This window comes from Flavobacterium cellulosilyticum, assembly GCF_004349355.1.
Classification (GTDB): Bacteria; Bacteroidota; Bacteroidia; order Flavobacteriales; family Flavobacteriaceae; genus Flavobacterium; species Flavobacterium cellulosilyticum.
This window is the reverse complement of the sequence record NZ_SMFK01000006.1, coordinates 98,384-111,405: the sequence shown is the minus strand read 5'-3', so window position 1 is coordinate 111,405 and position 13,022 is coordinate 98,384. Positions and strand designations below refer to the sequence as shown.

The following is a 13,022-nucleotide window of genomic DNA, read 5'->3' as shown; positions in this document are numbered from 1 at the left end:
AAATACAAATACCTTAAATGATTATTTTAACAATACATGTGTAGATTAATTTTTGGATGAAAGCAGGGGGTTTGATTTCATTAACAGGATGGTAAATAAAGTCTTATACAAAAAAACCATTTGAATTCTATATTCAAATGGTTTTGATACTAAGTGCATTCTATTTCACACAATAAATATATTTGCTATTGCTACTGCTTGAGCTGTTGTTAGAGGTTCGTCATAAGATTCAGAACCTGCGGCTGCGCCAAATAATGTTGCGGTATTGTATCCAGCTTGAATTGTGACTTCTTCCCCGTCATAAACTGCTTGTGTTGCTGCTGGCATACCTGCGCCTCTTTGATTTTCTGAAATCCAGCCTTTTAATCCTCTAAGTCTTCTTACTTCTGAAGCATGTCGTGCTTCAACAGAGTGAATCTGTAATGCTGCCGTTAGTAAATCGGGAGTAGAAATTAGATTTCCAGCCTGTCCTTTATAGGCTCGAACTCCTGTGTCTTCAAAAGCTTGTGCCAAAGCAAGAAAGGTTGGGTAATCTGTAAAGGGGCTAAAAGCGCCACCAACGGTAAAATCAAAGGTGGGTTTAGGTACGAAATTTGCACTGGCGGTACCACCTAGTCCTGTAATTAGAAACGAAACATGGCTGTTTTCATGTTTTGAAATTTGTTCAAAAACTTTTCTGTCACGTCCTGCGTTTTCTGATAAAGGAATTACTCCGGAATCTAAAGCCTTCTGATAAAATTCTTTTTCTAGATATTCTAATGTGAGGGCAAGTTGTAAAGCTCCAATCGGTGTACTAGGAGTTGGTGAAATATCGGCTGCATAGGCTGAAGTGGATATGGATGCTAATCCTAATGGGATAGCTGCCAATGCTAAATTTTTGCCCAATTTACTGAATTGACCCAAACTTTCTCTTCTGGAGCCTTTAGCTTGCATTGCGCTTTCGTCAGCAAGCGACTCTATAAATTTTAATATGTTCATAATTTCTAAATTTAAAAGTTTAAGGTAAATACTGTGCAGTAAATTTTGTTGTGATAAATCCGCCAGCTATGGGAATTACTTGTGATGGATTACTTGCTACGTCTAGTCCTGTAGTTACATTTATAACATCATCCCCGGCAAAATCTTTTGAATTTGGATTAATTAAACTTCTAATCGCCGATGCGTGTCTCGCTTCAACAGAAACTATTTTTCCTGCTAACAATAGGTAATCAGGGCTTTTAATTAATTTTCCGGCACCGTTGTAAGCAGCTACACCTGTATCTTCCAGAGCTTTTGCCGTGGCTAGTACTTGAGTGCGGTTGCTGAAATTTAAGGTTCCATAGTCAAAAGATAAGCTTGGTAGTAGTTGAGTAGTTGGGTTTGGTAAAGCACCTGTTAAAGCAGTCTTGAAAAATTCTCTATGAATGACTTCATGACGATAAAGATCCGTTAGGACTGCTTGATCTTGCGCGGTGAAATTCGTCGTGAACCCAGAAGCATTTACAACCTTCGTGTAAAAATCAGCTTCTAACTGTTCTAGAGCATAAGCATAAGTTAAGACACCAAAATCTCCGCTACCTAAATCAAAAACTCCATTTCTTACTCCGGGTAACTGATTCACTGGATCATTCTTTTGATCGTCATCATTACAGCCCGCTAACAATAAACTTGTGCCCACAAGTGTGAGTCCACTAATTTTCAGGAAGCTCCTTCTGTTTGTGAAAGAGGGTTTAACTTCTTGAATCGAAAGTACATTTTTCATAATCTAAATATTTAAAAGGTTAATACTTGTATTCTTACTGTTTAATGATTTAATATGTATATTTGCGCTTAATCAAATAGTTTTTGAAGTAAACTAAAACTTAGTACGCTGTATTTTAGTTGATTATATTGTAAAATTAACTAAATATTTAATTTGTATTATTATATAATTATATGAATAGTTTGTATAATTGCTATTTGAATATTTCCCCTTAACGTGTTGAATTATGAAAGCTAAAGCTACTTTAAAACAAATCGCTAAAGAATTGAATGTTTCAGTTTCTACAGTTTCTAAAGCACTTAATGATAGTCCTGAAATAAGTGAGCTAACAAAAGTTAGAATAAAGGAATACGCGAAGCTGAAAAATTACAAACCAAATGTAATTGGGTTGAATCTTAAAAACAGATCTACCAAAACTATTGGTGTAATTATTCCTAATATCCTTAATTCTTTTTTTGCGAAAGTGTTTAGTGGAATAGAAAAATATGCAGAAGAGAATGGTTACAATGTGATTATTTGTATTTCGAATGAATCATTAAAAAAAGAAGTTAACACTTTAGAAATGTTAAGTAATGGAACAATCGATGGGTTTATTTTATCCGTTTCTGAAGAAGCGCAAAAATTAAATGAGTACAATCATTTCAAAGAAATTATAAATGAAGGTACCCCAATAGTAATGTTTGATAGAATTGCCGAGGAAATTGATTGTGATAAAGTGATTGTTGATGATTTTGACTCAGCCCTTTATGCAACACAACATTTAATTGATGCTGGATGCAAAAAAATAGCTTTGTTTTCTTCGGTTGATAATTTAAGTGTCGGAAAATTAAGGACAGATGGTTATCTTAAAGCATTGGAGAAAAACAATATTGCTATTGATGACAATTTGATTTTAAGAACCAATTCAGAGGAGGAATTAAAAGAAAGAGCTGAGATTTTGTTTAGTAATAATACTATTGATGGAATTTTTGCTTTAGACGAAGATGACTCTGTAATTGCATTGCGTATCAGTCTCAAAAAAGGGTATGAAATTCCTGAAAAACTTTCTATAATAGGTTTTGCCGATGGAATTCTTGCATCAAGACGATTATCTCCGAGTTTAACTACAGTGAGTCAACATGGACCAGAAATTGGCGAAGCTGCTGCAAAATTACTTATTGACAGACTAGAAAGTAAAGACGAAAAACTTCCGTATAAAACCACGGTTATCAAAACAGAATTGAGACTTCGTGAATCGACTAAGTAGTTGAAGGAAGAAGTTCTTTTAACAGATATACTAAAAGTATAACTACAATTAAACTAATTCTGAACGTTTTTTGTTGTTGTGCTTTAAGTAAGTATCCGTCTTTTTTTAATTCCCAAGTAAATATAAGTTCAAATAGTGTTCCTTTTAGATTAAAAATAAAATCTGAAATTTGGTAACTTTTAGTTGCTTTTTGTAAAGCTTCGAATTCTAGTTGTCTTTTTTCTACATATTTAGCATGATCGATTAATTTAGTATCAACTTTTCTGTTGTACAGTTCGTTTAAAGCTAGTTTTAATGCTCTTTCATTCCATTTTTTTGGAGCGCCTGCAATTGCCAATAATTCTTCTGTTGTTCTTGATTTTATTGATGGTTTAAAATCGTCAGTCATTCTTGAATTTACTCCTTTTAATTATGGTTCTGTTATTTATTGGTTACTTTTTTAGTGTCATACACTGAATACTATAAACTAACCACTGACCACTATTCCTAATGTGCTTCTAGCCAGTTTTTCCCCATTCCAATTTCAACATCCAAAGGAATATCCATTATAAACGCATTCTCCATTTCGTGTTTAATCATGGGTTGAATTTTTTCCAGTTCCGAGTTGTGAACATCAAAAACCAACTCATCATGTACTTGCAACAACATTTTCGATTTCCAGTTTTCAGAAACTAATTTTTTGTGAATATTAATCATCGCAATTTTGATAATATCCGCTGCACTTCCTTGAATTGGTGCGTTTACAGCATTTCGCTCAGCGCCACTTCGTACCATAGCATTGGCCGAATTAATATCTTTTAAATAGCGTCTTCTCCCCAAAACCGTTTGGACATATCCCTTTTCTCTCGCAAAATCCACTTGATCAGACATATACGATTTTAGTTTTGGATAAGAAGTATAATAGGCTTCAATTAATTCTGCAGCTTCCTTTCGAGACAAGTCAGTTTGATTGGAAAGACCAAAAGCAGACACTCCATAAATAATTCCAAAATTCACGGTTTTGGCATTGCTACGTTGTTCTCTAGTAACTTCTTCAAGAGGTACATTAAATACTTTTGAAGCAGTAGATCTATGAATGTCTTCGTGATTTTTAAAAGCCGCAATCATATTTTCTTCACCACTCAAAGCGGCGATGATACGCAATTCTATTTGAGAATAATCCGCAGAAACCAAGGTGTGGTTTTCATCACGTGCGATAAATGCTTTTCGAATTAAACGTCCACGTTCGGTACGAATCGGAATGTTTTGTAAATTGGGGTTATTGGAACTCAATCGACCTGTTGCAGCTACCGTTTGCATATAATCAGTATGAACACGCCCAGTTTTTGCATCGACTTGGTTAGGCAAAGCATCTATATAAGTACTTTGCAATTTCACCATTTGTCGCCATTCCAGAATGTCTTTTACAATGGGATTGTCTTTTTCTAAATAACTTAATATTTCTTCGCCTGTGGCATATTGGCCTGTTTTTGTTTTCTTTTGTTTGGGACCACCGATTTTTAATTTGTCGAATAAAATATCACCTAGTTGTTTTGGTGAAGCCAAATTGAATTTCTCTCCAGCAGTTTCATAGATTTTTTGTTCTAATGCATTACTCTCAACAGCCATTTCTTTTGACATAGAATTAAGAAAAGGTACATCTAAATTAATTCCTTCGGTTTCCATGGCTGCCAAAACAGGAATCAGTGGAATTTCGATTTCTTCAAATAATTTTTTTGTTTCGGTTTTGTCTAATTCCAATGTAAAATGTTCTTGGAGTTGCAAAGTGATATCAGCATCTTCAGCAGCGTATTCCTTAATTTCCTCTAATGCGACATCACGCATCGATTTTTGATTTTTGCCTTTTTTGCCAATCAAATCTTCGATGGGTTTTGGGGAGTATTTCAAATAAGTTTCAGAAAGAATATCCATATTATGGCGCATATCCGGATTAATGAGATAATGAGCAATCATGGTGTCAAATAGTTTTCCTTTTACCTTTATATTGTAATTATTTAGAATTTTCAAATCGTATTTTAAATTCTGTCCAATCTTTTCGATGTTGTCATTTTCGAAGAAAGGAATGAATTTATCAATTAAAACTTGAGCTTCTTGCTGATTTTCTGGAAACGGAACATAGAATCCTTTTCCTTTTTCGAAAGAAAATGAAATGCCAACTAGTTCAGCATGTAGTGCATCTAAACTAATAGTTTCTGTGTCAAAACAAACTGATGTTTGATTTTGTAGATTTTGCAATAGCAATTTAACACCCAAATCTCCTTGAATTATTTGATAAGAATGCGCCGTATTGTCTATAGTTGCGTAAAATTGATGATGTGTTTCTTCTGTGTTATCTTCGGAAATAGCACTTCCAAAAAGATCGAATTGCTCTTCGTTTTTGGGTTGTGTTTTTTTGTATAATTTAGCTTCATCTTCAGAAGTATTTGTTGTAGTTGTCCCTCCTTTTTTGAATATAGTATCAAATTGTTCCGCCATTCTTCTAAATTCCAATTCATTGAAAAGCGCGTCTGTTTTTTCGATATCCGGTGTCGATAATTCATAATCGGTTTCATCAAAAACAACGGGACAGTCTAAAATAATGGTGGCTAAAGTCTTGGATAAAATTCCTTTCTCTTTATTGGCTTCAATGTTTTCTTTCATTTTACCTTTTAGCTTGTCTGTGTTGGCCAAAAGATTTTCCATAGTACCGTATTCCTTCAAAAATTTCTTGGCGGTAACTTCTCCAACGCCAGGAAGTCCAGGAATATTATCGGCTGCGTCACCCATCATTCCAAGAAAATCGATAACTTGATCTGGTCTTTCGATTTCGAATTTTGCCAATACTTCTGGAATTCCCCATATTTCGATTCCATTGCCCATTCGAGCAGGTTTATACATAAAGATATTCTCAGAAACTAGTTGGGCAAAATCCTTGTCAGGAGTGACCATAAAAACTTTATAATTCTGTTTTTCGGCTTGTTTGGCAATCGTTCCAATTAAATCATCGGCTTCATATCCTTTGACTTCAATAATAGGGATGTGCATCGCCTTTAATAATTCTTGAATATAGGGAAGTGCAATTTTTATGGCTTCGGGCGTGGCATCACGGTGGGCTTTGTATTCAGGAAATATTTCGTTTCTTAGTTTGCTTCCTCCGTTGTCAAATGCTACAGCTAAATGATCTGGTTTTTCGCGCTTGATAACATCCATCAATGAGTTCATAAATCCCATTATGGCAGAAGTATCCATTCCCTTGGAATTTATTCTTGGATTTTTTATAAAAGCATAATAACCACGAAAGATTAGAGCATAAGCATCGAGAAGGAAAAGGCGTTTTTGAGCTGACATATAAAAATATTAGTTTGTAAAAATAAGCAATTGGGTTTTAAAAAGTCTTTTCATTTTTATTTTGTTTTAAAAATCAAAAACACAATAAAAAGTTAAACTTTTATGGATTGAAACAATCTTCATTTTATCTTCATTTTACCATTATACTTTTGATCTATAAATAACAAATTATTAATTTTAAATTTAGAAATCATGAAAAAAGTATTGTTGTTAATCGCAGTTATTTTAGGTACAAGTGTAATGGTTAATGCTCAAACAGCGCCAGCCAAAACAACTCCAACAAAAGAAGTGAAAGCTACTAAACATGCAAAACACGCAAAACACAAAGCAGAGAAAGCAGCAAAAATGGAAGCTGCAACTGAAAAAAAATAACGGATTCTTGTTTTTCTAAATTATTAATGCAAGTCATTAAAATTAGAAAAAAAACGATTGGTTATTACAAAGCTGGTAAAGTAATTTATCAGCTTTTTTTTATGTTTAGAAGTAAATTATTTTATGACTATCTGGTACAATATTAATAAACTATTTATGGTACTATTTCTAATTAAAGATAAGTATAATTAAAAGTTAAATTTTTTCACATCGCCAAATCTTCATTTAATCTTCATCTTACGAATATACATTTGACCCATAAAATAATCAAATTATTAATTATTAAATTTAAAATTATGAAAAAAGTAATGATGTTAGTGGCAGTTCTTTTAGGTACAACTGCAATGGTTAATGCTCAAACTGCCCAAGCAAAAACAACTCCTGTAAAAGAAGCAAAACAAGCTGTTGCTAAAAAAGAAACTAAAGTTTCTTTAGCAAAAACAACTCCAATTAAAGTAGAGGCAACAAAGTCTAAAAAATAATCTATTCTTTATTGAACGGATTGATTTTAATTGGACAACATTTAATAAAAATTGATCCTAAAGAATGTTTTTTTTAATGAAAAGGTTGATAAAGCGATTTGTCAGCCTTTTTTGTCGTAATTTATTTGTTTTGTTTTTAGTTAAATTTGAATTAATAAAAAGTAATTAACTAACGAGTTAATTACTTTTGTTAAAAAATCTCAGAATGATGTTTCGCTTACTCTCTTTTATTGTATTAGTTGTACTTGTAGAATTTTATTCCTTTCAAGTAGTCAAAACCCTTACTAACGTTAGAATGTTTTTGAACACTTACCTATTCATTTCGGCCGCTATAATTGTTTTTATTGCTTTTCAATTCTTGACTTTTGATAGAAGTGTAGGCCAAACAAAAATGACTATGATTGCTTTGGGGTTTTTATTAATGACTTTGTTGCCAAAATTACTTTTAACTTTAGTTCTGCTCTTAGAGGATATTTATAGGTTATTTACAGGATCAGTGACTCATTTTTTAAGTCCTGTTAAAAATAGTTCCTTTATGCCTGAAAGAAGAATTTTTGTCAGTAAATTGGCATTGGCACTAGCCGCTATACCTTTTAGTTCGTTGATTTACGGAATGACTATTGGCAAATACAATTATAAAGTAATCAAACAACAAATATTCTTTCCCGATTTACCAGATGCTTTTGATGGTTTTACTATAACTCAAATATCGGATGTGCATAGCGGAAGTTTTGACAACCCAGAGAAAATCAATTATGCTATTGATTTAGTTAACGAACAAAACTCTGATATGATTTTGTTTACAGGGGATATCGTAAATACTGATGCTAAAGAAATGCATCCATGGATTGAAACCTTTAACCGAATCAAAAATCACAAATACGGAAAATTTTCAGTATTAGGAAATCATGATTATGGTGAATATGTTACTTGGCCATCTCAAGCTGCTAAAGAAAATAATTTTAAGGCTATAAAGGATTTGTATGGTCAAATTGATTTTAAATTAATGTTGAATGAGCATACTTATATTGAAAAAGGAAATGATAAGATTGCCTTAGTAGGTGTTGAAAATTGGGGTGTACATTTTAAAAAAGCGGGGGATTTGCATAAAGCCTCTGAAGGATTAACAAAAGAAGAGTTTAAAATATTAATGAGTCATGATCCAAGTCACTGGGATGCAGAAATAAATAAGCACAGTAAAGATTTTAATCTAACACTTGCTGGTCATACACATGGCCTACAATTTGGTATTGAAATTCCTGGAATTTTCAAGTGGAGTCCGGCACAATATGTATATGATCAATGGGCTGGTTTGTATGAAAAAGCAGGAAAGTACATTTATGTGAATAGAGGTTTTGGATTTCACGCGTATCCAGGAAGAGTAGGAATAATGCCTGAGATAACTGTAATTGAACTAAAAAAAGGTAGGAATGTGGCTTAATTCGTTTTAAATGCTACATTTGTAAAATAAACAGCTCTTTTAAGAACATTTGAAAAATTAAATTCGTTGGTTTTATGTCAAAATTTGGAGAACTTATAAGCACTCAAGTGCCTGTGTTAATTGACTTTTACACAGAATGGAATGAATCGTCAGTTTCGATGCATCCTGTAATTAGGGATGTTGCTGCAGCTCTAGGAGATAAGGCAAAAGTAATTAAAATAGATGTAGATAAAAATCAGGAATTGGCTGATGCCTTACGCATCAAAGGACTTCCTACTTTGATGATTTATAAAGATGGACAAATGATTTGGAGGCAATCAGGAGAGTTAGATGCTAATACCTTAATTGGTTTAGTTCAAGAGCATCTTTAATTTAACGTTTCAAAAACAAAGCCCTTATCTTTTAGAAACATCAATGATTTAGGTAAAGTATATTCCAAATTTGGAAATGCTTTTACGTTATCATGAAATACAATTATACTTCCAGATTGTACATTTTGAAGTACATTTTCTAAGCATTTTTCTTTAGATATTAAAGTGTCGAAATCAGCACTCAAAACATCCCACATTATTATTTTATACCCTAATTGACGCAATTTTTTAGATTGTGAAGGTTTTATTTTTCCATAAGGAGGACGAAAGATTTTAGATTGTAGATTTTGGATTTTAGATTTTGGAATTGACATTACAACTTCACATTTTTTTAAATTATCTAGATATTCATCAGTGGAAGATTTCCATCCGTTCAAGTGATTAAAAGTGTGATTTCCAAAAGAGTGACCTTCGGTAATTACTTTTGAGAAAATATCAGGATGCTTTTCAATATTTTTTCCAATACAGAAAAAAGTAGCTTTAGCATTGTATTTTTTTAATTCTTGAAGGACCCATTCCGTGATTTCTGGAGTAGGACCATCGTCAAATGTTAAATAGACTTTGTTGTCATTATTTGGTATAGCCCAAATATAATTTGAGAATATCTGTTTAATGAAACTGTTAGTTTTTATCCAGTAAAATTTCATAATTAATTTTTTAAAATAGACAAAAATTAAAATCCGGCTAGCAAAATTAGAAATAATTTCGCTAGCCGAATTTTTTGTGTGTATTAATTATTATTCTTTATCACGTCCGAAAATTTCAAAAACTTTAATGTAAGTGTTAAATGGAGTTCTGCTTTTATTATAAAAAGAGACATCTCCACTTTCTTTCATTACTTCTAACAAACTTCTGTAACGTTCAATGTCGGTTATGATATCGACAGCAATGTTTACTTGATCCGCTTGACTTAGTTTAGTATAATAATTCAGGTTTTCCTGGTATTTTATTATTAATTTTTGAAGTAAGACTTGTGCTTTTTCTCTTTCTCCTACTTTATAATACCCTCTAGCAAATGGTTCTACCATAGAGTAGTATCCAAATTTGTCTATTGGCATATTTTTCATTGCTACTTCAATAACGTTTCGTGCTTTGTCATTTTTCCCTTCGGCTATCAATTTATCCATTAATCTCGATAAGACAGAGCGATAAGAGATGCTGTTTTTTCTAGTTTCTGGATCATGATAAATGTTTCCACCACTGTTACCCCAGTCCCATTTCATTACGATGTCATACATTTTGTCAGCATCGATTCCGCCCATATCCATTGGGCTTGTGTCTTTGTCAAACTTTGTTTTTATTGGGACTAACTTATAAACCATTCCTTCTAATTGAAGGTAGTCTTTCATCCATAAATAATCTTCATCGTCAAAAGCTCCAGGACTAAAATATATTGGTCTTTTCCAATTGTTATTGGCTACAATATCGAGCATCATTAATCGATTCTTATAAATTGCATTGCCTTTGATGTCAATGTCTATATAGGGTACAATAGAATCGTTAAATTTTGGTGAAACCACTTTGTTTTGAATTATAGAATTTTTATCAATAGTCATTCTAATTTTATTCGTAGGGTAGAAATGAATAGTTTGTCCGTTTTGCATTTCAACGGTAGATTTTGGATTTTTTATAAAATTGATAAAATCTTTTATATCCCAACGGCTTTTTACTTTTTGAATATGAGCCACATAATCCAGTTTGTCACCCACATATTGGTCGTGAGTAAAGGAAATAGGTAACGGATTTGATTCGTAAGTTTTGGTTTTCATTTGGTCGATATACCAGTCTGTCATAAAAAGGCTCGTGTTGACAATTTTAACATCGGTTCTTACATGTTCAATTTCTTGTGCATACCAAAGTGGGAAAGTATCGTTGTCACCAATGGTAAACAAAATAGCGTTTGGATCGCAAGAATTTAAATACGCTTTCGCCAATGCTGTAGCAGTATATTTTCCAGAACGATCGTGATCATCCCAGTTTTGGTAAGCCATTAGTACAGGTACGGCTAATAAACTTGCAGCGATAATTACAGGACCGGCAATTTTAGGTGCTAAGTAGTTGCGGAAACTTTCGTACAAGGAGTAAACACCGAATCCTATCCAAATAGCAAAGACATAAAAGGAACCCACTAGAGCATAATCACGTTCTCGAGGTTCAAAAGGCCTTTCGTTCAAGTAAATTTTCAATGCAATTCCCATAAAAAGGAATAAAATCAAAAGGACATAAAAACTTTTTCGATCTTTTGATGCATGATACATAATCCCGATTAGTCCTAGAAGTAAAGGTAAAAAGAAATAAACATTACGTCCTTTATTGTTCAATACATCAGATGGTAAATTTTGTTGAGTTCCTAAATGGAGTTCATCTATAAATGGAATACCGCTAAGCCAATTCCCGTCATAATAGTCGTACCTTCCTTGAATATCATTTTGACGTCCAACAAAATTCCACATTAAATACCTGAAATACATATAGCCAAATTGATATTCAGCCATAAAGCGAAAATTATCGATGGTTGAAGGTTTTTCTATGATTAAATAATCACCATAGCTTTTCAGAAACTTTATGTATCCTTCATTGTCAATTTGTTTTTTAGCATAAGCTTGTCTGAACTCTGCAACTGTTTTTTCAATTTCACCTTTTAATTGAGCTATGGCTTTATTGTAGTCTTCTTCCGAAAGTTGGCTAGGATCTATTCCATATTTTGGCAAATCTTCTTCATAAGAATAATTGGGGTTTATCTTAAATTGTGGTGGGTTTGAGAAGTTGATGTAATTCTGAATATTATCACCACTCCATAACCTTGGCAAAAAAGTTTTTTGATCATCATCGCTATTTTGTTCTGCATTTTTATAATTATTAACAATGTCGTATTTTCCAGTTTTATAATTTCTTTCAAAATTGGGAGCCTTGTCTAAATAAGGATTGTTTTTATCTAAACCTGCAAAAGCTTCAGTGTACTGTGGTCCATAAAACAATGGATTTGAGCCATATTGTTCTCTATTATAGTAAGCCAAAACCTCTCGTGCATCTGATGGTTTGTTTTCATTGATTACGGTATTTGCATTTGCGCGGATTGGCAACATCATCCAAGTGGAAAATCCTATTAAGATGAAAAGTATGCAAAGAATTAGAGTGTTAATCTGTACATACCCTTTATTTTGAGTGTATTTTAAACCAAAATAAAAGAAAACAACTAATAATAATACGACAAAGATAGTTCCTGAATCAAAAGGAAGTCCAAGTTCATTGACCATGAAAACTTCAGTCTTCCCAAAGAATGCCATGGTTAATGGTAAAAGTAGTTTAAAAATAAAAAGTAAGATTGCTACTACAAATACGTTAGCAATGATGAAATTTTTGACGGTAACCGTTTTGTAATGTTTGAAAAAATAAAGAAATCCAATAGCGGGAATGGTTAATAATGCCATAAAATGGACTCCAAATGTTAGTCCAATCACTAATGATATAAGCAACAACCATTTATTTCCTCTTGGAGAATCCATGTCTTGTTCCCATCGTAAACCTAGCCAAAAAAGTAAAGCAATAAATAAAGAAGCCATCGCATATACTTCAGCTTCAACAGCACTTGCCCAAAAACTATCAGAAAAAGTGAAAGCCAAAGCCCCTACAGCTGAACTGCCTAAGATTGCTATGGCGTTATTTTTACTTATTGATTGTATTTGTTCATCATTTGTGTTCGGGTCTATAAATCTCGAAATTATTTTTTTTAAAATCATCGAGGAAGACCAAAACATGAATAATATTGTAAAGGCACTTGAAAACACAGAAAGCATATTTACCATTAAAGCTACATGTAGATTGTCTATTGCAAACATGGCAAAAAAGGCACCCATCATTTGAAATAATGGAGCTCCGGGAGGATGTCCTACTTGAAGTTTTGCCGATGTGGCAATGTATTCGCCACAATCCCAAAAGCTCATTGTGGGTTCAACTGTTAGAGTATAGGTTATTAAAGCGATTGCAAAAACAGACCAACCGGTAATTGTATTCCATTTATTAAAATTGAATGCTGTCATAT

The 13,022-nt window shown here is 32.8% G+C and carries 11 protein-coding genes; 5 read left to right on the top strand and 6 right to left on the bottom strand.

Annotation, left to right across the window (positions count from 1 at the left end; all coding sequences use genetic code 11):
* Window positions 1-165: 165 nt before the first annotated feature.
* Both E0F76_RS11175 and E0F76_RS11170 read right to left on the bottom strand, forming a co-directional pair.
* Window positions 166-978: a ferritin-like domain-containing protein gene (locus tag E0F76_RS11175; RefSeq protein ID WP_132005710.1), complete on the bottom strand. Its 813-nt coding sequence runs from the start codon at window positions 976-978 to the stop codon at window positions 166-168.
* Window positions 979-997: 19 nt separating this feature from the next.
* Complete coding sequence (locus E0F76_RS11170; RefSeq protein WP_132005707.1) at window positions 998-1,741, bottom strand: ferritin-like domain-containing protein; 744 nt, start codon at window positions 1,739-1,741, stop codon at window positions 998-1,000.
* A 226-nt stretch (window positions 1,742-1,967) separates the two neighbouring features.
* Between E0F76_RS11170 and E0F76_RS11165 the strand changes: the two genes are divergently transcribed.
* Entirely contained in the window at window positions 1,968-2,987 is a 1,020-nt protein-coding gene (locus E0F76_RS11165; RefSeq protein WP_132005703.1) for a LacI family DNA-binding transcriptional regulator, read from the top strand.
* On the opposite strand, the gene E0F76_RS11160 is transcribed toward E0F76_RS11165, so the two are convergent.
* A complete protein-coding gene (locus tag E0F76_RS11160) occupies window positions 2,980-3,375 on the bottom strand; it encodes a hypothetical protein (protein WP_132005700.1) in 396 nt (131 codons plus the stop codon). The genes E0F76_RS11165 and E0F76_RS11160 overlap by 8 nt on opposite strands.
* 98 nt (window positions 3,376-3,473) lie before the next feature.
* On the bottom strand, window positions 3,474-6,314 hold the full coding sequence (gene polA / locus E0F76_RS11155; RefSeq protein ID WP_132005697.1) for a DNA polymerase I: 2,841 nt from the start codon (window positions 6,312-6,314) through the stop codon (window positions 3,474-3,476).
* 192 nt (window positions 6,315-6,506) lie between these two features.
* On the opposite strand from polA, the gene E0F76_RS11150 reads away from it, so the two are divergent.
* From E0F76_RS11150 to E0F76_RS11135, 4 genes are all read left to right on the top strand, one after another.
* Complete coding sequence (locus tag E0F76_RS11150) at window positions 6,507-6,686, top strand: hypothetical protein (RefSeq protein WP_132005693.1); 180 nt, start codon at window positions 6,507-6,509, stop codon at window positions 6,684-6,686.
* Window positions 6,687-6,982: 296 nt separating this feature from the next.
* Window positions 6,983-7,168: a hypothetical protein gene (locus tag E0F76_RS11145; RefSeq protein ID WP_132005690.1), complete on the top strand. Its 186-nt coding sequence runs from the start codon at window positions 6,983-6,985 to the stop codon at window positions 7,166-7,168.
* A gap of 205 nt (window positions 7,169-7,373) precedes the next feature.
* Window positions 7,374-8,609 (top strand): metallophosphoesterase, encoded by a 1,236-nt coding sequence (locus tag E0F76_RS11140; RefSeq protein ID WP_132005687.1) that lies wholly within the window; start codon window positions 7,374-7,376, stop codon window positions 8,607-8,609.
* Between the two features lie 74 nt (window positions 8,610-8,683).
* Entirely contained in the window at window positions 8,684-8,980 is a 297-nt protein-coding gene (locus tag E0F76_RS11135; protein ID WP_132005684.1) for a thioredoxin family protein, read from the top strand.
* Here the strand turns inward: E0F76_RS11135 and E0F76_RS11130 are convergent.
* Together E0F76_RS11130 and E0F76_RS11125 are read right to left on the bottom strand one after the other, a co-directional pair.
* Window positions 8,977-9,627 (bottom strand): polysaccharide deacetylase family protein, encoded by a 651-nt coding sequence (locus tag E0F76_RS11130; RefSeq protein ID WP_132005681.1) that lies wholly within the window; start codon window positions 9,625-9,627, stop codon window positions 8,977-8,979. The two genes, E0F76_RS11135 and E0F76_RS11130, sit on opposite strands and share 4 nt — an antisense overlap.
* 90 nt (window positions 9,628-9,717) lie before the next feature.
* Complete coding sequence (locus E0F76_RS11125) at window positions 9,718-13,020, bottom strand: glycosyltransferase family 117 protein (RefSeq protein WP_132005678.1); 3,303 nt, start codon at window positions 13,018-13,020, stop codon at window positions 9,718-9,720.
* Window positions 13,021-13,022: the final 2 nt, after the last annotated feature.

What these genes read in the sequence shown, in the direction of transcription:
- E0F76_RS11175 (WP_132005710.1), bottom strand. Translation starts at nt 978, where the DNA reads ATGAACATATTAAAATTTATAGAGTCGCTTGCTGACGAAAGCGCAATG.
- E0F76_RS11170 (WP_132005707.1), bottom strand. Translation starts at nt 1,741, where the DNA reads ATGAAAAATGTACTTTCGATTCAAGAAGTTAAACCCTCTTTCACAAAC.
- E0F76_RS11165 (WP_132005703.1), top strand. Translation starts at nt 1,968, where the DNA reads ATGAAAGCTAAAGCTACTTTAAAACAAATCGCTAAAGAATTGAATGTT.
- E0F76_RS11160 (WP_132005700.1), bottom strand. Translation starts at nt 3,375, where the DNA reads ATGACTGACGATTTTAAACCATCAATAAAATCAAGAACAACAGAAGAA.
- polA (WP_132005697.1), bottom strand. Translation starts at nt 6,314, where the DNA reads ATGTCAGCTCAAAAACGCCTTTTCCTTCTCGATGCTTATGCTCTAATC.
- E0F76_RS11150 (WP_132005693.1), top strand. Translation starts at nt 6,507, where the DNA reads ATGAAAAAAGTATTGTTGTTAATCGCAGTTATTTTAGGTACAAGTGTA.
- E0F76_RS11145 (WP_132005690.1), top strand. Translation starts at nt 6,983, where the DNA reads ATGAAAAAAGTAATGATGTTAGTGGCAGTTCTTTTAGGTACAACTGCA.
- E0F76_RS11140 (WP_132005687.1), top strand. Translation starts at nt 7,374, where the DNA reads ATGATGTTTCGCTTACTCTCTTTTATTGTATTAGTTGTACTTGTAGAA.
- E0F76_RS11135 (WP_132005684.1), top strand. Translation starts at nt 8,684, where the DNA reads ATGTCAAAATTTGGAGAACTTATAAGCACTCAAGTGCCTGTGTTAATT.
- E0F76_RS11130 (WP_132005681.1), bottom strand. Translation starts at nt 9,627, where the DNA reads ATGAAATTTTACTGGATAAAAACTAACAGTTTCATTAAACAGATATTC.
- E0F76_RS11125 (WP_132005678.1), bottom strand. Translation starts at nt 13,020, where the DNA reads ATGACAGCATTCAATTTTAATAAATGGAATACAATTACCGGTTGGTCT.